17 protein-coding genes are annotated in these 19,863 nt (G+C 61.8%); 11 read left to right on the top strand and 6 right to left on the bottom strand.

What is annotated here, in order from left to right; genetic code table 11:
- The first annotated feature begins 34 nt into the window (after nucleotides 1-34).
- Nucleotides 35-1,288, top strand: a complete 1,254-nt coding sequence (ispG, locus tag QN222_RS15740) for a flavodoxin-dependent (E)-4-hydroxy-3-methylbut-2-enyl-diphosphate synthase (protein ID WP_283960902.1) — start codon at nucleotides 35-37, stop codon at nucleotides 1,286-1,288.
- Nucleotides 1,289-1,346: 58 nt separating this feature from the next.
- Here the strand turns inward: ispG and QN222_RS15735 are convergent, their stop codons facing one another.
- From QN222_RS15735 to QN222_RS15725, 3 genes are all read right to left on the bottom strand, one after another.
- On the bottom strand, nucleotides 1,347-1,988 hold the full coding sequence (locus tag QN222_RS15735) for a LysE family translocator (RefSeq protein WP_283960903.1): 642 nt from the start codon (nucleotides 1,986-1,988) through the stop codon (nucleotides 1,347-1,349).
- 342 nt (nucleotides 1,989-2,330) lie between these two features.
- Nucleotides 2,331-3,386: a histidinol-phosphate transaminase gene (hisC, locus tag QN222_RS15730; RefSeq protein ID WP_283960904.1), complete on the bottom strand. Its 1,056-nt coding sequence runs from the start codon at nucleotides 3,384-3,386 to the stop codon at nucleotides 2,331-2,333.
- A 5-nt stretch (nucleotides 3,387-3,391) separates the two neighbouring features.
- A complete protein-coding gene (locus QN222_RS15725) occupies nucleotides 3,392-4,303 on the bottom strand; it encodes a polyprenyl synthetase family protein (protein ID WP_283960905.1) in 912 nt (303 codons plus the stop codon).
- 310 nt (nucleotides 4,304-4,613) lie between these two features.
- Between QN222_RS15725 and mtgA the strand changes: the two genes are divergently transcribed.
- The 3 genes from mtgA to rpmF all read left to right on the top strand — a co-directional run bounded on the left by mtgA (nucleotide 4,614) and on the right by rpmF (nucleotide 6,364).
- On the top strand, nucleotides 4,614-5,315 hold the full coding sequence (gene mtgA, locus QN222_RS15720; RefSeq protein ID WP_283960953.1) for a monofunctional biosynthetic peptidoglycan transglycosylase: 702 nt from the start codon (nucleotides 4,614-4,616) through the stop codon (nucleotides 5,313-5,315).
- 77 nt (nucleotides 5,316-5,392) lie between these two features.
- The gene (locus tag QN222_RS15715; RefSeq protein WP_283960906.1) at nucleotides 5,393-6,040 is read left to right on the top strand and encodes a glutathione S-transferase family protein; all 648 of its coding nucleotides are present in this window, start codon (nucleotides 5,393-5,395) and stop codon (nucleotides 6,038-6,040) included.
- A gap of 138 nt (nucleotides 6,041-6,178) precedes the next feature.
- Nucleotides 6,179-6,364 (top strand): 50S ribosomal protein L32, encoded by a 186-nt coding sequence (rpmF, locus tag QN222_RS15710; RefSeq protein ID WP_003535764.1) that lies wholly within the window; start codon nucleotides 6,179-6,181, stop codon nucleotides 6,362-6,364.
- 303 nt (nucleotides 6,365-6,667) lie between these two features.
- Here the strand turns inward: rpmF and phaR are convergent, their stop codons facing one another.
- Nucleotides 6,668-7,246 carry a polyhydroxyalkanoate synthesis repressor PhaR gene (gene phaR, locus QN222_RS15705; RefSeq protein WP_136505331.1) on the bottom strand — a complete coding sequence of 193 codons (579 nt, stop codon included), beginning with the start codon at nucleotides 7,244-7,246 and terminating at the stop codon, nucleotides 6,668-6,670.
- Between the two features lie 224 nt (nucleotides 7,247-7,470).
- Here phaR and QN222_RS15700 point away from each other — a divergent pair, with 224 nt between their 5' ends.
- The 7 genes from QN222_RS15700 to QN222_RS15670 all read left to right on the top strand — a co-directional run bounded on the left by QN222_RS15700 (nucleotide 7,471) and on the right by QN222_RS15670 (nucleotide 16,735).
- A complete protein-coding gene (locus tag QN222_RS15700; RefSeq protein ID WP_283960907.1) occupies nucleotides 7,471-8,652 on the top strand; it encodes an acetyl-CoA C-acetyltransferase in 1,182 nt (393 codons plus the stop codon).
- Nucleotides 8,653-8,830: 178 nt separating this feature from the next.
- Entirely contained in the window at nucleotides 8,831-9,556 is a 726-nt protein-coding gene (locus tag QN222_RS15695; protein ID WP_283960908.1) for a beta-ketoacyl-ACP reductase, read from the top strand.
- Nucleotides 9,557-10,264: 708 nt separating this feature from the next.
- On the top strand, nucleotides 10,265-13,240 hold the full coding sequence (locus QN222_RS15690) for a helicase-related protein (RefSeq protein ID WP_283960954.1): 2,976 nt from the start codon (nucleotides 10,265-10,267) through the stop codon (nucleotides 13,238-13,240).
- 7 nt (nucleotides 13,241-13,247) lie between these two features.
- Nucleotides 13,248-13,661: an RNA-binding S4 domain-containing protein gene (locus tag QN222_RS15685; protein WP_283960909.1), complete on the top strand. Its 414-nt coding sequence runs from the start codon at nucleotides 13,248-13,250 to the stop codon at nucleotides 13,659-13,661.
- A 298-nt stretch (nucleotides 13,662-13,959) separates the two neighbouring features.
- Complete coding sequence (gene fdxA / locus QN222_RS15680; protein ID WP_283960910.1) at nucleotides 13,960-14,298, top strand: ferredoxin FdxA; 339 nt, start codon at nucleotides 13,960-13,962, stop codon at nucleotides 14,296-14,298.
- A 410-nt stretch (nucleotides 14,299-14,708) separates the two neighbouring features.
- Nucleotides 14,709-15,278: a CarD family transcriptional regulator gene (locus QN222_RS15675; protein WP_180939455.1), complete on the top strand. Its 570-nt coding sequence runs from the start codon at nucleotides 14,709-14,711 to the stop codon at nucleotides 15,276-15,278.
- A 590-nt stretch (nucleotides 15,279-15,868) separates the two neighbouring features.
- Complete coding sequence (locus QN222_RS15670) at nucleotides 15,869-16,735, top strand: RNA polymerase factor sigma-32 (protein WP_283960911.1); 867 nt, start codon at nucleotides 15,869-15,871, stop codon at nucleotides 16,733-16,735.
- A 141-nt stretch (nucleotides 16,736-16,876) separates the two neighbouring features.
- Here QN222_RS15670 and ampC read toward each other — a convergent pair whose 3' ends face one another.
- Both ampC and QN222_RS15660 read right to left on the bottom strand, forming a co-directional pair.
- Nucleotides 16,877-18,067 carry a class C beta-lactamase gene (ampC, locus tag QN222_RS15665; RefSeq protein WP_283960912.1) on the bottom strand — a complete coding sequence of 397 codons (1,191 nt, stop codon included), beginning with the start codon at nucleotides 18,065-18,067 and terminating at the stop codon, nucleotides 16,877-16,879.
- Between the two features lie 163 nt (nucleotides 18,068-18,230).
- Nucleotides 18,231-19,742 (bottom strand): M48 family metalloprotease, encoded by a 1,512-nt coding sequence (locus tag QN222_RS15660; protein WP_283960913.1) that lies wholly within the window; start codon nucleotides 19,740-19,742, stop codon nucleotides 18,231-18,233.
- Nucleotides 19,743-19,863 lie beyond the last annotated feature (121 nt).

Below are 19,863 nucleotides of genomic sequence, written 5' to 3'. Positions count from 1 at the left end.
GCTCGGGCGAAACGGGACCCAAGAAGAGGCCTTCATGACTTCTGCCTTCGATTTCGAGCCACAGCCGCGCCGCGCCTCCGTCGCCGTCGATGTCGGCGGCGTGATCGTTGGTGGCGGCGCGCCGGTCGTCGTCCAGTCGATGACGAACACGGATACGGCCGATGTCGATGCGACTGTCGCCCAGGTGGCGGCGCTCCACAAGGCGGGCTCCGAACTGGTGCGCATCACCGTCGATCGCGACGAAAGTGCTGCCGCGGTACCGAAGATCCGCGAGCGGCTCTTGCGCCTTGGCATCGACGTGCCGCTTGTCGGCGACTTCCACTATATCGGCCACAAGCTCCTGGCCGATCACCCGGCCTGTGCCGAAGCGCTGGCGAAATACCGCATCAATCCGGGTAACGTCGGCTTCAAGGACAAGAAGGACAAGCAGTTCGCCGAGATCATCGAGATGGCGATGCGCTACGACAAGCCGGTGCGCATCGGCGTCAACTGGGGGTCGCTCGACCAGGAGCTCTTGACCCGGCTGATGGACGAGAACCAGACCAAGGGCTCGCCGCTGACGGCGCAGCAGGTGACGCGCGAGACGATCGTGCAGTCGGCACTTCTCTCGGCGGAGCTGGCCGAGGAGCTTGGCCTGGCGCGCAACCGCATCATCCTTTCCGCCAAGGTTTCCGGCGTGCAGGACCTGATCGCGGTCTATGCGATGCTGGCGGCCCGTTCCGATCATGCGCTCCATCTCGGGCTCACCGAAGCCGGCATGGGAACGAAGGGCATCGTCGCCTCCTCCGCCTCGCTCGGCATCCTGATGCAGCAGGGCATCGGCGACACGATCCGCATTTCGCTGACCCCGGAGCCCGGTGGCGACCGCACACGCGAGGTGCAGGTGGCGCAGGAATTGCTGCAGGTCATGGGCTTCCGCCAGTTCATTCCCGTGGTCGCTGCCTGTCCGGGCTGCGGCCGCACGACGTCCACGGTCTTCCAGGAGCTCGCCCAGAAGATCCAGGAGGACATCCGCGCAAGCATGCCGGTCTGGCGCGAGAAATATCCGGGCGTCGAGGCGCTGAAGGTCGCCGTCATGGGCTGCATCGTCAACGGCCCGGGCGAAAGCAAGCATGCGGATATCGGCATTTCACTGCCCGGCACCGGCGAGACGCCGGCGGCACCCGTCTTCATCGATGGCCAGAAGGCGATGACGTTGCGTGGACCGAAGATCGCCGAGGACTTCCAGCTTCTCGTCGCCGACTATATCGAGAAGCGTTACGGCGGCGGCCAGGCGGCGGCGGAATAGTCCCAGAGCGGGACAGGAAAAGTGTGAGGCGCTTTTCCGCCCGTGTCCCGCATTTTAATCAGAGTCGCGCCGTCAGCAGCTTCAAACCGGCGAAAGCGAAGAAGCCCGCCATCAGGCTCTCGATCACGCGCCGTGACTTGAGATAGGCGCGGTGGACCGGCGAGAGCGAGAAGACGATCGCGAAGCCACAGAAGCTGACGAGGCCGATCAGCATACACCCCCCGATGAAGGTGGCAGTAACGGTGACCGGCGCCCCCGGCGGCATGCCGAGCGAAACCAGCATGATCCAGGCAAAGATCGCCTTCGGATTGGTCAGGTGGATACCGAGCCCCTTGAGATAGAGCTTCTTCAACGACATCTGCGGCGGAACACGAAGCGCTGCCCGTGACGCCTCGCTGCGCATCGCCGCCCGGAGCGCGTTGTAGGCAAGCCAGAAGAGATAGCAGGCACCGGCGATTTTCAGGAAGACGATCGCCTGTCCGTAGGTCCGGATGAGCGCCGAGAGGCCGGAGGCCGTCAGCATCGCCCAGGTATAGCTGCCGCTCAGTACGCCGAAGGCGAGCGCAAGGCCCGCTTTTCGTCCCTGGCTGACCGACGTCGCGATGATCGCCAGAACCGCCGGCCCCGGCGATACGACGGCGATGATATAGGCCGTCCAGGCGACGAGGAGTTGCGGCAGATAGGGCGTGAGGTCGAGCATGGCGCGGCGTCCGTCGATGATTGCGGAGGCGACAGTAGCCGAGGCTTCCGGCGGTGCCAATGGGAGGCGGTGTGCGGGTCTCAACCGCTTTGCCCTTACCGCTCGGGCTGCGGGCGGGAAAATATGGGTGCTGTGCCATCTGCTCCCCCTCATCCGGCCTGCCGGCCACCTTCTCCCCGCAGGCGGGGCGAAGGGACTCGCGGCGCCCCTCACCCGCTCTCGCCAACAGGCGCGTAAACGGGGTATGCCGCGACCAAATCCCCTCTCCCCGCATGCGGGGAGAGGGTTAGGGTGAGGGGCAAAACGAGCCGTTCGCCTCTTGGCGGCGTCCCTGTCCCACTCTCACAGAATCTCGTCGAGCGCAGCAACCAGCCTTGCGCATTCCTCGTCCGTGCCGATGGTGATGCGCAGGAAATCCGAGATCCGCGGTTTGGCGAAGTGGCGGACGATGACCGCACGTTCGCGCAGCTTCGCTGCCAGCGTCTGCCCGGCATGGTCCGGATGGCGGGCGAAGATGAAGTTTGCCTGGGAGGGCAGAACCTCGAAGCCGCGCTTTTTGAGCTCGCCTGTCAGCTTCTCCCGCGATGCAATGATCTTGCCGCGGGTTTCCTCGAACCACGCCTCGTCTTCAATCGCCGCGGTGCCGCCGGCCTGGGCGGTGCGCCCGAGCGGGTAGGAATTGAAGCTGTCCTTGACGCGCTCCAAAGCGTCGATCAGCGGCCTCTGGCCGATCGCGAAGCCGACCCGCAATCCGGCAAGCGCCCTCGACTTCGAAAAGGTCTGCACGACGAGCAGGTTTTCGTATTTCGGAACCAGAGCGGTCGCGGATTCGCCGCCGAAATCGACATAGGCCTCGTCGATCACCACCGGCTGGTCGGGATGCTCGGCCACCAGCGCCTCGATCGTCGCAAGCGGCAGGCCAATTCCGGTCGGGGCATTGGGATTGGGAAGAATGATCGCGCCGGCGGGGCGCCGGTAGTCGGCGATGTCGATGCCGAAGGCGGCATCGAGCGGCACTTCGACCGCGTCTATGCCGAAAAGACCCGCATAGGTCGGATAGAAGCTGTAGGAGATATCCGGATAGAGCAGCGGTTGGTCGTGCTTCAGCAGCGCCGCGAAGGCATGCGCCAGCACCTCGTCCGAGCCATTGCCGACGAACACCTGCTCCGGTTCGACCCCGTATCGCGCGGCGATCGCTTTCCGCAGGTCGAGCGCGAGCGGATCCGGATAGAGCCTGAGATCGGCGCTTGCCGCAGCCCGGATCGCCTCGATCGCCTTGTCGGAAGGCGTGTAGGGGTTTTCGTTGGTGTTGAGCTTCACGAGATTCGCCATGCGCGGCTGCTCACCCGGAACATAGGGGTTCAGCGTTGAGACGATCGGCGACCAGTATTTGCTCACGGGCACTAGCTCCTGCGGTTGGCGATGAAGCGGGCGGTCTCGACGAGGATGGCCGAGCGAGCGCCATAGGACTGAAGCAGATTTTCCGCCTGCGCCACCAGTTGCTCCAGTTCGCGCTCGGCCCAGGCCTGGCCGTGAAGCGCCACAAGCGTGCCCTTGCCGCGCGCGGCGTCCTTGCCTGTGGCCTTGCCCATCGCCTCGGCATCCGCCGTCAGGTCGAGCAGATCGTCGGCGAGTTGGAAGGCGAGGCCGATCTTTTCACCGAAGGCGCGCAGCCGCCGCCGATCCTCGTCGGAGGCATCGGCGATGATTGCGCCTGCCTCGCAGGCGAAGCGAATGAGCGCCCCGGTCTTCATCGCCTGCAGCGTGACAATCCCCGTCTCGCCGGGCGCCGTTTTCTCGGCGGCGAGGTCAAGCGCCTGCCCGCCAGCCATGCCGCCGTGCCCGGAGGCACGCGCGAGCGCCAAGATCAGCGCCGTCTTCTGCCGGTCGGGAAGCGGCGTTTCCGGTGCGGCGATGATGTCGAAGGCGAAGGTCAGCAGGCTGTCACCGGCGAGAATCGCGGTCGCCTCGTCGAAGGCGATGTGCACCGTCGGCTGCCCGCGTCTCAAATCGTCATCGTCCATCGCCGGCAGGTCGTCGTGGACGAGCGAGTAGCAATGTACGCATTCGAGCGCGGCGCCGACCCTGAGCGCCGCATCGGCGTCGCCATCGAGAAGCGCGGTGCATTCGCTCACGAGAAACGGGCGCAGGCGCTTCCCGCCGTTGAGGACACCGTGGCGCATCGCGGCGAGCAGCTGCGCTGGCCGCGCGATTTCATCTGCGCCGACGGCTGGCCCCAGAAGGGCAGAAAGCAGTTCTTCCACCGCAAGCGCATTGGCCTTCAGGTGTGCGGAAAAGGATGACGTCTCTTTCATGCAGCGCTCTTTGGCATGCGGCAGAGAGGCTTTCAACGGGCATTCGCGTCGCAGGGCCTGCATGATTCCTGAAATCGGAATCGATTTAAGGACAAAATCATGCAGCACTTCAACGTGCTACAGCGACTTAGCGCGTTCGATTGGACGCGCGGCGCTGTGGTGCTTTACGTGGGATGAGCGTGCAAGTGTCTTGCCTTTTGCAAGAAACGCCATTCAACTTTGCTCGCCCATGAAATAAGAGAGGCGGATGGACAAAGAGGTGGACAGTAAGAGCGTGGACATCGTTCCGGAAGCGTTGGAGGAGGGCCAGATGTCCGCCAATCGCTGGTCTGCCGCATGGCGGGCAAGGCTTCGCCGCTTCTTTCTTGCCGTCCTTGCCCTCCTTGTGCTCCCCTATGTGCTGATCGTCTTCTATGCCCTGGATTTCGTTCGCCCGATATCGACACTGATGCTGCGCGACCTCGTGCTCTTGCGCGGCTTTGACCGGCAATGGGTGGAGTTCGACGACATCGCGCCTGTGCTCGTCCAGTCGGTGATGATGTCGGAGGACGGCCAGTTCTGCTCGCATGCCGGTATCGACTGGAACCAGATGCGCGGCGTCGTCGAGGATGCGCTCGACGGTGAACAGACGCGCGGCGCAAGCACGATCCCGATGCAGACGGTCAAGAACCTGTTTCTCTGGAACGGCCGTTCCTTTGTCCGCAAGGCGATGGAGCTGCCGCTTGCGATCGTCGCCGATTTCGTCTGGAGCAAGCGCCGGATGATGGAAATCTACCTGAACGTCGCCGAGTGGGGCGAAGGCATCTACGGTATCGAGGCGGCCGCGCAGCACCACTTCGGCGTTTCGGCCGCCAAACTGTCGCGCCGCCAGGCTGCCCTGCTCGCCGTATCGCTGCCCAATCCGATCGACCGCAACGCCGGCAAGCCCGGGCGGGGCCTGAGGCGGCTTGCATCGCTCATCGAGCGACGCGCCAGCCGCTCCGGCGGTTACATCACATGCCTTTATGATTAAGATGACAGCAATTCATTGGCCTCCCTGTCGCTGATGTGGCAAGCCTGCGCCTCACAAAGCAGGTGGGAGACACGCACGTGACGAAGCTCGTCCTTTATATCGGCAACAAGAACTATTCCTCCTGGTCGCTTCGACCCTGGCTGGCGCTTCAAGCCTGCGGAGTTCCGTTCGAGGATGTCGTTATTCCCTTCGATTTCCCCGCCGGAAATCCGCGCTTCCGCGAGATCTCGCCGACAGGACGCGTGCCGGTGCTCCATCATGGCGATGTCCGTGTATGGGAATCGCTGGCGATCATCGAATATGTCGCGGAGCTTTTCCCCGAGGCCGGACTCTGGCCGGAAAACCGCGAGGACCGTGCCCGCGCCCGCAGCTATTCGATGGAGATGCTGTCGGGCTTTCGGGCGCTGCGCGGCGCCTGCCCGATGAACATTCGCCGGCCGCGCCGGGCGATCGCGCTCCCGGACGATGTCCAGGCCGACGTCGCCCGCATCGAAGAAATCTGGCGGGAATCGATCGCCCGCTCAGGCGGACCGTTTCTCTTCGGCCGCTTTACGGCGGCGGATGCGATGTTCGCCCCGGTTGTCAACCGTTTTGATGTCTACGAACTGGTGACAGATCCCGCCACGCTCGCCTATATGGATGCCGTCAAGAGGCACCCTGCCTTCCGCAAATGGGAGGAAGCGGCAAGGGCCGAACCGTGGATCGTGCCGGAAGACGAAGCGTGACTCGAAAAATTATAGGCGGGGACTGGTCAAACTGCGGTTGGCCATGTATAAGCGCGCGAAATTTCCGAGATCGACATCTGTTTGACCCGGCCATTTTCGGCTGCTGAACAGTGTTTTGCCCGATAAGTGGAGAATGAAATGGCTGTACCGAAAAGAAAAACGAGCCCGTCCAAGCGTGGCATGCGCCGTTCCGCTGACGCCCTCAAGGCTCCGACCTACATCGAAGACAAGAATTCCGGCGAACTGCGCCGTCCGCACCACATCGACCTGAAGACCGGCATGTACCGCGGTCGCCAGGTTCTGACGCCGAAGGAAAACGCATAAGCGTTACCGTTCGCGGATAAAGTTCGAGGGTCGGCTCTGCCGGCCCTTTTTCATTTGGTGTGCATCTCTGCCGTTAGATCATTTCATTGTTTCATTGAAACAGTGAAATGATCTAACTCTTGAAACTACGCAATTCCGGACGGAAAACCGTTACACTTTTCCTGGATTTGCTCCAGCGCGCGAAAACCGTAGAAAAGCCATCGGCCTTCCAGCGGCATCCCCAGTTTATTTCTTGGAATTGCTCCCGCGCGCGATTTTGTGTCGGCCGATCCGCGGCGGCAGTTGGATAGGGGGGAACTGAGTTTAGCCGAGATTGTCGAGCTTCGTCTGCAAGGCGCGCAACTGTTCCTTGAGCTCGTCGATATCCTTGGCTTCGGCCTTCTTCGTTTCCTTGGCCGGGGGCGCGGCCATGAAGGGCGAGAACATCTGCATGGCCTGATGGAACATTTCGGTGTTGCGCCGCACCTGCTCCTCGACCAGTTGCAGCGGCACCTGAAGGTTCTTGCCAAGCGGCGTGTCGCCGAACGCCTTGTTGATCTGCTCGCGCATCTGCGCCTGCTGTTCGGTGAAGGCCTGCATCGAATGTTCGAGGTAGCTCGGCACCACCATCTGCATCTGGTCGCCGTAGAAGGAGATCAGCTGGCGCAGAAAGGAAATCGGCAAGAGCGTGTTTCCGGTCTTCGATTCCTGCTCGAAAATAATCTGCGTCAACACGGAGTGGGTGATGTCTTCGCCGGACTTCGCGTCCTGCACCACGAACTCCTCACCCTTCTTTACCATCACTGCCAGGTCGTCGAGGGTCACGTAAGTGCTGGTGCCGGTATTGTAGAGGCGCCGGTTCGCATATTTCTTGATAACGATCTGGCCTTCATTCTTCGCCATCAGGGTCTCCTCTTACCCATCGTCCCGTCTTTATTGTATTTTTTAGAGTATCCGCAAAATCGAGGCTCTGACAATCTATTTGTGCAATGCGGCGACGCACCTGCGAAATATGGTAACCGCGCGAATCGTGAAGCTTTTGCGGCAGTGCATCAAGGCGTTTGACTTGCGCTCACGGCTTTGTCAGTCTGGCTAAATCAGGCAAACGAAATATGAGGAAACGTCCCATGAGCAATCCCTCCGTCGTGATCGCCAGCGCGGCTCGCACCGCCGTCGGATCCTTTAACGGTGCCTTCGGCAACACTCCTGCGCACGAGTTGGGCGCGGGCGCCATCAAGGCGGTGCTCGAGCGGGCGGGCGTCGACGCGGGAGAGGTGGACGAGGTGATCCTCGGCCAGGTTCTTTCCGCGGGTGAAGGGCAGAACCCGGCCCGTCAGGCAGCGATGAAGGCCGGCATCCCGCAGGAAAAGACCGCCTGGGGCATGAACCAGCTTTGCGGTTCGGGCCTGCGCGCCGTGGCGCTCGGCATGCAGCAGATCGTGGCCGGCGATGCGGATATCATCGTGGCCGGCGGCATGGAATCGATGTCGATGGCACCGCATTGCGCGCATCTTCGCGGCGGCGTGAAGATGGGCGACTTCAAGATGATCGACACGATGATCAAGGACGGCCTGACCGACGCCTTCTACGGCTATCACATGGGCATCACCGCCGAGAACGTCGCGCGCAAGTGGCAGCTTACCCGTGAAGAGCAGGATGAATTCGCGCTCGCATCGCAGAACAAGGCCGAAGCCGCACAGAAGGCCGGCCGTTTCGCCGACGAGATCGTGCCGTTCATCGTCAAGACCCGCAAGGGCGACGTGACCGTCGACCAGGACGAATATATCCGCCACGGCGCCACGCTCGATTCCATGGCGAAGCTCCGCCCCGCCTTCGACAAGGAAGGAACGGTCACTGCCGGCAACGCGTCCGGGCTCAATGACGGTGCCGCCGCGACGCTGCTGATGACCGAGGCGGAAGCCGGCAGGCGCGGCATCCAGCCGCTTGCCCGCATCGTTTCCTGGGCGACGGCCGGCGTCGATCCGCAGATCATGGGGACGGGGCCGATCCCGGCGTCGCGCAAGGCGCTGGAGAAGGCGGGCTGGTCCGTCGGCGACGTCGGGCTCGTGGAGGCCAACGAAGCCTTCGCGGCACAGGCCTGCGCCGTCAACAAGGATCTCGGCTGGGATCCGTCGATCGTCAACGTCAATGGCGGAGCGATCGCGATCGGCCATCCGATCGGCGCTTCCGGTGCCCGCGTTCTCAATACGCTGCTCTTCGAGATGAAGCGCCGCGGCGTTTCCAAGGGGCTTGCCACCTTGTGCATCGGTGGCGGCATGGGTGTCGCCATGTGCGTCGAGCGCCTGTAGCCGGCCGCAATCCTATGCAGCAGGCCGGCCGAACAGTTTTCCGGTGCATTCGCCGGTCCGCTGGCCCGCTGTTCCTATGTGACATCTGCGAAATTGATCGAGCGCATGTGCCCCGCTTATGCCGGGCCACATGCGGATTAACTATGTAAAATTGAAACCAACCTTGTGGGAGGCGAGCATGAGCAGGGTAGCGTTGGTTACGGGTGGATCCCGCGGCATCGGTGCAGCCATTTCGATGGCCCTGAAAGCGGCGGGCTACAATGTGGCCGCAAACTATGCCGGCAACGACGAGAAGGCTCAGGCCTTCAAGCAGGAAACCGGCATCCCGGTCTACAAGTGGGATGTCTCCAACTATCAGGCCTGCGCCGAAGGCATTGCCAAAGTGGAAGCCGATCTCGGGCCGGTCGACATTCTCGTCAACAATGCCGGCATCACCCGTGACGCGATGTTTCACAAGATGACGCCGGAACAATGGGGCGAAGTGATCAGCACTAATCTGACCGGCCTCTTCAACATGACGCATCCGCTCTGGTCGGGCATGCGTGACCGCGGCTTCGGGCGCGTCATCAACATCTCCTCGATCAACGGTCAGAAGGGGCAGATGGGCCAGGCGAATTATTCCGCGGCGAAGGCGGGCGATCTCGGCTTCACAAAGGCACTCGCCCAGGAAGGGGCGGCAAAAGGCGTCACCGTCAACGCGATCTGCCCGGGTTATATCGGCACCGAGATGGTCAGGGCCGTGCCGGAAAAGGTGCTCAACGAACGGATCATTCCGCAGATTCCCGTCGGTCGCCTCGGTGAACCGGAAGAAATCGCGCGCTGCGTCGTGTTCCTGGCATCCGACGATGCCGGCTTCATCACTGGTTCGACGATTTCGGCAAATGGTGGCCAGTTCTTCTCCTGACCCCGCCAGCGGTTACACCATGTCATCTCTCGCGGCGCCTTCCGGGGCGCCGCTTTTGTTTGCGGCAGCGGAATTCACCGGGCTCGATGCAATGGTTAACGATGCTGCCTTGCGATGCACCGATTGCGAAAATCGACCCGTGATTCTATTGATCTGCGTTCACCGGAGACACTATATGTTGTGGTGAACAAAACGAGAAAATGGCTGTATCAGCGATTCGTCGCCGATTCGTTCCCGCTTTGATCGAGAAGTTAATGCGGCGATTCTTATTCCTTGATTCGCCGAGTCCCAAAACGAATCGGAGTTAAAATTTTCTAAACTTTCCAGAGTCTTGGATTCCGAATCCTTGATGACAATTAACGCTCTGGAAGGGAAAGTTAACGGCGCCGGCGATGTTCGTTTGTGCGATGTTCCGGCAGATTCAGCATATGGTGCGACTCTTGCTGCAGTAATCTAGATATAGCCGTGAACATACAGTGAATCGAGGCGAGTCAGCGATTCGTCGCTGATTCGTTCCACCGCTGTTCCGAGTGTTAATGCCGGAGGCACGAAATATGGCGCGGGGAGGAGGCCGAAAGCGGTTTTAATTGCCCGCGCCCCTTGCGTTTGGCCCGCAGCGTGGGCATGTGTTGCCCGCCGGCCAGGCGAAAGCGAACGTGGGCCGGCGCGTTGAGAATGCCCAGGATCGATGAAGTGTCCTTTCAATCCATGATCCTGAGTGGTCGCGGCGTGACCGCGGTGCTCGGGCCAACCAACACCGGCAAGACCCACTATGCGATCGAGCGCATGGTTGCGCATGACAGTGGCGTCATCGGCCTGCCGCTGCGCCTGCTTGCGCGCGAAGTCTATACGCGTCTGGTCGAAAAGGTGGGCCACCATAACGTCGCGCTGATCACGGGCGAGGAGAAGATCACGCCGCATCGCGCGCGCTATTCGGTCTGCACCGTCGAGGCCATGCCGCGCGAGACGACGGCATCGTTCGTCGCGATCGACGAGGTGCAGCTTGCCGCCGATCTGGAGCGTGGCCACATCTTTACCGATAGGCTGCTGCATCTGCGCGGCCGCGGCGAGACGCTGCTGCTCGGTGCGGCGACGATGTGGCCGATACTCCAACAGCTCCTGCCGGGCATAACGATCATCGAACGGCCGCGCCTGTCGCAGCTTCTCTATGCAGGATCGAAGAAGATCACGCGGCTGCCGCATCGTTCCGCCATCGTCGCTTTCTCGGCCGACGAGGTCTATGCCATCGCCGAACTCATCCGGCGACAGCGCGGCGGCGCGGCAGTCGTGCTCGGGGCGTTGTCGCCGCGCACCCGCAATGCCCAGGTCGCGCTCTACCAGGAGGGTGATGTCGAATACCTCGTGGCGACCGATGCCATCGGCATGGGCCTCAATCTCGACGTCGATCATGTCGCCTTCGCGCAGGACCGCAAGTTCGACGGCTACCAGTACCGCAATCTCAACCCGGCAGAGCTTGCGCAAATCGCGGGGCGCGCGGGCCGGCATGTGCGGGACGGGACGTTCGGCGTCACCGGGCGCGTCGATCCCTTCGACAATGAACTGGTGCATCGCATCGAGTCGCATGAATTCGATCCGGTCAAAGTCCTGCAGTGGCGCTCGAAGGCGGTCGACTATTCCTCGTTGAAGGCGCTCAAGAAAAGTCTCGAGGCAGCGCCGGCCGTTGCCGGCCTGACGCGTGCCCTTCCGGCCGTCGACCAGCAGGCACTGGAGCACCTGACGCGTTATCCCGAAGTCGTGGACGTCGCGACCACGGCCGAGCGGGTCGAGACGCTTTGGGAGGCCTGCGCCCTGCCCGACTACCGGCGCATAACGCCGGCGCAGCACGCGGACCTGATTTCGACGATCTACGCCGATCTCGTTCGCGAGGGCGCCGTCAACGAAGACTTCATGGCCGAGCAGGTCCGCCGCGCAGATCACACTGATGGCGAGATTGACACACTTTCGGCGCGAATTGCGCAGATCAGGACCTGGACCTATGTGTCAAATCGGCCCGGATGGCTTGCCGATCCGACACACTGGCAAGAAAAGACGCGGGAAATTGAAGATCGATTGTCCGACGCGCTACATGAAAGGTTGACGAAACGCTTTGTTGATCGCAGGACATCTGTGCTCATGAAGCGCCTGAGAGAGAATGCGATGCTGGAAGCTGAAATCAGTGTGAATGGTGATGTCTTCGTCGAGGGACACCACGTAGGCCAATTAACCGGTTTCCGGTTCACTTTGGCGGCCGGTGGCGAAGGGTCGGATGCGAAGGCCGTACAGGGCGCTGCCCAGAAGGCGCTCGCGCTGGAGTTCGAGGCGCGCGCCGCGCGTCTGCATGCGGCCGGCAACGGTGATCTGGCGCTTTCGTCGGACGGCCTCGTGCGCTGGCTCGGCGATCCCGTGGCGCGCCTTGCCGCGAGCGATCACGTCATGCGTCCCCGCGTCATCCTGCTCGCCGACGAGCAGCTCCAGGCCAATGCCCGCGAGCATGTGCTCGCCCGGATCGAACGGTTCGTGAACCACCATATCGGCACGATCTTAAAGCCGCTTGACGATATTTCCCGGGCGGAGGACCTCGAAGGTCTCGCCAAGGGTCTGGCTTTCCAGCTCGTCGAGAATCTCGGTGTGCTCTTCCGCCGCGACGTCGCCGAGGAGGTGAAGTCGCTCGATCAGGATGGCCGCGCGTCCATCCGCAAATATGGTGTTCGCTTCGGTGCCTATCACATCTTCCTGCCGGCTCTGTTGAAACCGGCGCCGGCGGAGCTCATCACGTTGCTCTGGGCACTGAAGAACGACGGGCTCGACAAGCCCGGCTACGGCGAACTCATTCCGATGCTTGCCGCCGGCCGCACCTCCGTCGTCACCGATCCGTCGTTCGAGCGGACATTCTACAAGCTCGCGGGGTTCCGCTTCCTCGGCAAGCGGGCCGTAAGGATCGACATCCTGGAGCGGCTTGCCGATCTCATTCGTCCGCTGCTGCAGTGGAAGCCGGGCGCCGAGCCGCGTCCGGACGGCGCATATGACGGCCGCCGCTTCATGGCGACGACCGCGATGCTGTCCATTCTCGGCGCAACGCCCGACGACATGGAGGAAATCCTGAAGGGGCTCGGCTATCGCGCCGATAGCGTGACCGCGGAGGAGGCGGCAGTGTTCCTCGCAAGCCAGAGGGCAGAGGCGACCTCGGCGGAGGCGCCGGTCGAAAGTGCCGCGGTCGAGAATGTCGACGCGGATACCGAGAGCGAGCCTGTCGGCGTAACGCAGACGGAGGCGCCTACGGCTGAAGCGACCAGCGACGCGCCGGCTGAAGCAAGTCCGGCTGAAGCAATCCCGGCAGAAGAGCCTGCCGAAGCCAGGCCCGTGCTCCTCTGGCGTCCTGGCACGCGCCAGGACAACCACCGCCAGGGTGGCCGCCATCAGGGCGATCATCGGCGTGGTGGCCAGCGGCATGGCCAGGGTGAAGGCCGGGAGGGCGGCCGCAAGGGCGGAGCGCCCATGCGCGGCAAGGCACAGGAGAGCAGGCCGGGTGGCGGCCAGCGCAAGGATCGGCCCGATCGCCACGATCGGGGCGGCAAGCCGGGCGGTCCGAAGTTCGAGGGGCGCCCGCCGCGCAAGGAAAAGCCGTTGGATCCGGATTCGCCCTTTGCGAAACTTGCCGCTCTCAAGGAGCAGCTGAAAAAGTAGGAAGGCAATGGAGAAACAGCCAGTGTCCGCGCCTGCATCTCGTCAGCGGCTCGACAAGTGGCTGTTCTTCGCGCGGCTGATCAAATCGCGCTCGCTCGCCCAGAAGGCGATCGAGGCCGGTTATGTCGCGGTCAATGGCGCGCGGGTGACGCAGTCCTCCGCTCAGGTAAAGACCGGCGATACGCTCGAATTGTCGCTCGAGCGGCGGGATCTTGTCGTTCGCGTGCTCTTACCCGGTGTGCGGCGCGGGCCCTATGAGGAGGCCCGCCTGCTCTACGACGACTTGACCCCGCCAGCCCCCTCCCAGAGGCTCACGGCCTTCGAACAGGCGACGCGTGAACGGGGTGCCGGGCGCCCGACGAAGCGGGAGCGGCGCGACACGGATCGCCTCAAACCCGATTTCGGCGAGGGGGAAGATTGAGGAGCGAGCGGCGGTGTCCGGGCCGCCTCGCCCCATGAAAAGCGGTCAAATCCGCGATTTTGGATCGAAGCGATCGAAAATCATTCCACTCTGGAAAACTCTGCCCGCTTCCCGGCCAACGGCGCATGGATTATTCTTGCAAAGGGCACTCAAAGCCGTTACCTCACAAGCCACGTTGAATGGCATTCGGGTCTGCTTCGGCAGCTATGCGCGTCGGACATTCCTAGCATGCACGGACGATGGGCATCACCGTTGATTGCCGTCTGCCATCAAATGTGAGCATTGGCTGGAGTACCTCATGACGTATGTCGTGACCGACAATTGCATACGCTGCAAGTATACGGACTGCGTGGAAGTCTGCCCGGTGGACTGCTTCTATGAGGGCGAGAATTTCCTCGTCATTCACCCCGACGAGTGCATCGATTGCGGGGTGTGCGAGCCGGAATGTCCCGCCGAGGCGATCAAGCCGGATACCGAGCCGGGCCTCGATATGTGGTTGAAATTGAACGCTGATTTTGCGACGAAGTGGCCGAATATCACGGTGAAGCGGGATCCTTTGCCGGAGGCCAAGGAGATGGACGGCGTCGAGGGAAAATACGAGAAGTACTTCTCTGCCGAGCCGGGACAGGGCGATTGACGCAATCGTCCGCGTTTGGTTCGCCGGCGCTGACGAACGGATACAAAGCAAGGGCCGAAATCTGGGGAAATCCGGCCTCAGCCTCACAATTGTGTGCGTGGCAGCTTGATCGCTGCCATGCAGCAAATTATTGATTTGCGCACTTTTTTGTGATAGCTTCCTGTTACTGATCCACCGAGGGTGTTTTTGCGCGCCCGAAAACCATCACGAAAGCAAACGATCTCCACGGCGCGGCTCTTCCCAAATACGCAACGTTCCGTTGCCTGTGACCGCGATATATGAGGCGTTTGCGTTCCGTTGGACGGACCAGGATTGACCCCACCCGGCGGTATCCCCGTCTATCCCGGGCCTGACCGACCCGGCCCCGGCCTTTGAGAGGCCGGGTGCGCAATAGGGAGTTTTTGAAACGAATGACGACCCAGCAGAAAAAATCTTCAACGCGCCAAGGCTTCAAGACCGGTGAATCGATCGTTTACCCGGCTCATGGTGTTGGCCAGATCGTTGCGATTGAGGAGCAGGAAGTCGCTGGCATGAAGCTCGAGCTTTTTGTCATCGATTTCGAGAAGGACAAGATGCGTCTCAAGGTGCCGGTGGCGAAGGCCGTCAGCATCGGCATGCGCAAGCTGTCCGAAACCGATTTCGTCGATCGTGCGCTGAAGGTGGTGCAGGGCAAGGCACGCGTGAAGCGGACCATGTGGTCCCGTCGTGCCCAGGAATACGATGCCAAGATCAACTCGGGCGACCTCATCTCCATCGCGGAAGTGGTGCGCGATCTCTATCGCGCGGAAAACCAGCCCGAACAGTCCTATTCCGAACGCCAGCTTTATGAGGCCGCTCTTGATCGCATGGCGCGCGAAATCGCTGCCGTGAACAAGATGTCGGAAACGGAGGCGGTGCGCCTCGTCGAAGCCAACCTGAACAAGGGGCCGAAGCGCGGCAAGGCCATCGACGAAGACGACGCCCAGGACGAGGCCGCTTAAGCCGCAGCCTACTGCATGTTTCCTTAAATCGTAGCCGATTTAAGGATAAAAACATGCAGCAATTCAAAGTGCTACAGCGTCCTTTGCGCGTCGGATAAGACGCGCGGCGCTGTAGGACACGACCCGGAAGCCACGACCCAAGAGCCCGGCCCTCGCGCCGGGCTTTTTCTTTGTCCGCTGCTGCAACGGTTCCTTAGATCGTGCCCAGATCAACGATAAAACATGCAGTATTTCAAAGTGTTGCAGCGTCCTTTGCGCGTCCTATAGGACGGGCGGCGCTATAGGCTCAGGAGCCGAACAAAGGCTTATTGCAGAAGCAAGCGTTCGGAAATCATCGCAAGTGGGGGAACTTTTTGCGCTGGCACGCGTTGGATATAGCCGGTACGAAGGCGTTCGCCTTTGCTGCCCGGACGATCTTGGTTCTGTGATCTTTCACCGTTTCAGGTTCGTATCTTCGATTTAGGGCGCTGCACCGGTTCTTCAAGTACGATCCTGGCGCTCGCCGTTCCTGTTGCCGGATGCTCCGACAAGCGTTTGGCCCTTCGTGTTCAATCGTTAACGGCGCCCCGGCGCCAGCTACGGAGCGACCGATGAAGACCCTTACTGCAGACAGGCGCATGATCAAGATTGCCATGGATGCGCCCTATCTCGAACGCGACGAGGAGCATGCCCTGGCGCAGGCCTGGAGGGAAAACAACGATCAGGAGGCGCGCAACAAGATCGCCATGGCGCATATGCGGCTGGTGATCGCCATGGCGGCCAAATTCCGCAGTTTCGGGTTGCCGATGAGCGATCTCGTCCAGGAGGGCCATGTCGGCCTGCTGGAGGCGGCGGCGCGTTTCGAGCCAAGTCGGGACGTTCGCTTCTCGACCTATGCCACCTGGTGGATCCGCGCATCGATGCAGGACTATGTCCTGCGCAACTGGTCGATCGTGCGCGGGGGAACAAGCTCGGCGCAAAAGGCGCTGTTCTTCAACCTGAGGAGATTGCGGGCGCGTCTTGCCCAAGGCGACCGGCAACTGACCTCGCAGGCGATGCACGAGGAGATTGCCGCGGCGCTGGGCGTCAGCCTTGCCGACGTGCAGACGATGGATGCGCGCCTGTCCGGAAGCGACGCATCGCTACAGGCCCCTGTCGGCCACGGAGATTCTGACAGCGGCGAGCGGCTCGACTTCCTTGCGAGCGAAGCGCCGCTGCCCGACGAACAGGTCAGCGACATGATCGACGGCGAACGTGCTCGCCGCTGGCTTCATATCGCGCTTGGGGAGTTGAGTGAGCGTGAGATGAAGATTATCCGCGCGCGTCGTTTGTCGGAAGACGGCGCGACGCTGGAGGAACTGGGCGTCGACCTCGGCATCTCGAAGGAGCGCGTCAGGCAGATCGAGACCCGGGCGCTGGAAAAGCTGCGCGCCGCGCTCGCCGCCAAGGCGCCGGCATTGGCTTCCGGCATGCACTGAACGCAATGCGAAATCGACTGCAGAAAAATCGGGAGCGCCGTGCGTTCAAATGACCGCACAAAGGACACTCCCGTACCTTCATTCCAGAGCATCGTATTCGCTTTCAGTGAATCCACGTGAAAGCGGATGCGCTGGCGAAGTCTAGCGTGTGCTCGCCGTTCCGAGCTCACTGTCCAAGGTCGCCAAGATTCGATAGCCGACCCTTACGCGAGCCGGGATAGGGTAATTCCTGTTGGCCAACAAAACGACGCCGATGCCTTTCGCGGGGACAAAGGCGGCATAGGCGCCGAAGCCGTTTGTCGAGCCGGTCTTGTTGATCAGCACGTCGTCTCGCGGTGGCAGTCGCGGCGCAAGCTTGGCCACCTTGTTTGGCTTGAAGCTTAGCTCAGCCGAGTTTCCCGCCAGCAGTTGCTCGAGATCGGTCGGATAGGCATACATCTCCCACCCGAGTCCCTGCATCATGTCGCCCACCTTGTAATGGCCGACATGCGTTGCGGCGATCGCCCGCTGGAGCGTTTCGTCGAGCTTTGATGCGTCAATATTTGCCTCGACGAAACGAAGCAGATCGGCCGCAGTCGTCTTCACGCCGTAGGCCTCCGAATCCAGAACACCCGGGTTCACCCGGATAGGTTTACCCTCCTTCGAGTGGCCATAGGCGTAATCGCGCATGCGATCCTCAGGAACTCGGATATAGGTCTGCGTCAGGCCAAGCTCCGGGAAGAGCTTCTTTTCCATCAGATCGTCGAACGGCTCGCTCATGCTTTCGGCGGCCAGGTATCCGAACAGCCCGATACTGGGGTTCGAGTAGATCCGATACGTGCCGGGTTCGTAGCTCGGACGCCAGCTTCTGAAATAGCTGATCGCCTCCTTCTGGTCCGCGACGGAATCCGGAAACTGCAGGGGCAAGCCTCCGGCCGTATAGGTGCCGAGTTCGAGCAGGGTGATCCTATCGAAACTGCTTCCGACAAGCGTTGGCAAATATTTGCTGGCGTGGTCGGAAAGCGAGAGGGCCCCGCGCACTTCGGCGTAGGAGGCAAGGGTCGCTGCGAACGTCTTGCTGATCGAGCCGATCTCGAAGAGCGTCGCGTCGGTGACTTTTTGCCGACCCTCCTTCGAGGCAACGCCATAGTTAAAGACGTATCTCTTTCCCTGAACTGTGACAGCGACAGCCATCCCGGGAATGTCGTATTGCTCCATCAAGGGGCGGATCGCTTCGTTCACGACGCGTTCGAGCGCACCTTGACCATCGCTGGCGGCCGCGTGGGTCCATGGATTAAAGAAGAGGGATGTGGCCGCGAAAATTTTGAACGCTGTCAGGCGAATGTTTCTCATTGAAGACAAGCCCTCGTGGCTGTGACAATCGATAGCCCAGCGCCGCGCGTCCTGTCGGGCGCGCAAAGACGGACGCTGTAGCACTTTGAACGGCTGCCTGTTTTATCCTTGAATCGGAAACACGCAGTAGCACTCTGGCCACGGAGAAAAGCAATCCACCACTCTATTCGGAAATGATCTTCACCTTGTCGCCGGGTTTGACGGTGGAGGTGATCTGCATCGCGTTGATCAAGCGGAAGAGATCGAGTTTGCGGTCCGTTCCCATCATCCGGGCAGCCAGCGTCGCCATCGTGTCGCCGGACCTGACAGTAACCACGCGAATGCGTAGCGGTTTCAGCGATTGAACCTCGGCCTGCGTCATGCGGCGGAACGAGCTGCGCAACTGGCTCGCCGTGCTTTCCAGAGCGTTCGATCCTTTGGGGACGGCGGTCAGGAAACGATAGATGCGGTTGTCGATGCGGATCACGGTGACATCGAAATCCCAGCGATCGGCCGATGCCCGCGCCGTTGCTGCCTCGAGGCCATTGACGGAGATCGGATGAATCGTATCCGGCTGCAGGCCGGTGACCCAGCCGCTGGCGATGTAGTCGGTGAGACTGCGCTGCGCTGTGTCGGCGACGCCGTCGAAACGGATCGCGATGTCACCCGGGCCGGTCGCGAGCACCGCCTCGGCCTTGTTGTCGATCTGGAAGCCGAGCGGCACGTCGAAGCGGATGCCGAGCTGGCCGTGCAGGAATGTCTGGCCCCGGACATAACCCTCCTGCGGGCTGTCGCCGTAGAGGATGCCGTCGATGCCGGCCAGATAGTAATCGCGCCCGCGGTCGCCGATCGTGCTTTCGACGCCGAAGGCACGCGCGTGGCGGCGCGCCAGTTCGACGCGCTGCGGCGCGTTGGGGTGGCTCGACAGGAAGTCGAGACTCTGGTCGGCTTCCGGGTCGACCGCCGTGAAGCGGGCGTAGGCCGCCATCGAATCGAGGAAACGGGCGGCGGCATAAGGGTCGTATCCTGCCTCGCCCAGCATGCGCACGCCGATCACGTCGGCCTGAAGCTCCTGATTGCGCGAGAAGGCGGCGAGCCGCAGCTTGCCGCGGGCAAGCGCCTGTTTCCCAGCCAGATTGGAGGAAAGCACTTCGGAGACGACCCGGCTCGCGATCACCTCGGCCTCTTCACGCTGCTGGCGCTCGATGCCGTGGTTTGCGGTGACGTGCGCCATCTCGTGCGAGAGCACGGCAGCGACCTCGGAGGCATCGTTGGCAAGCGCCAGAAGACCGCGCGTGACGTAGAGGTAGCCGCCGGGAAGCGCAAAGGCGTTGATCGCCGGTGAATTGAGAATGGTGATGCGATAGGATTGCTGCGGATTTTCTGAAACCGCCGTCAGCGCGCCGGTGATGCGCGCCACCAGTCGCTCGGTCTTGGCGTCCTTGTATTCGCCGCCGTAGCTCGCGACGATCCGCGGGTGTTCGCGCGCGCCGAGCTGGGCGCGCGGATCATTCTTCTGCACTTCCTCGACGATCTGCGGATTCGACGACGGCGAAACGGTCGGCTCGTAGGTCTGTTCGATCACCGATTGGCAGGCAGACAGGAGCGCAGTCGCCAGGAATGCAACCATTAATCGTGCATTCTTGCCGCCGCGTCGCGTCGGAATCCGGCCGTCGATGACTGTATGCCTAACCATGCCTCAGCCCGTTCCCCTCCGCCGGCGCGTGCCACAACTTGAGCGCCGACGTCGAAAAAATCCTACTTTTTCAGCCGGATACAGTGTCCCAGCCTGGGTGTTTCAGCCATCATCGTGCTGT

Origin of the sequence: Sinorhizobium sp. 6-70, from assembly GCF_030124375.1 — a bacterium.
Lineage (GTDB): Bacteria > Pseudomonadota > Alphaproteobacteria > Rhizobiales > Rhizobiaceae > Sinorhizobium.
Note: the sequence above shows the minus strand (reverse complement) of the source record. Positions and strands in the feature narration are given on the sequence as shown.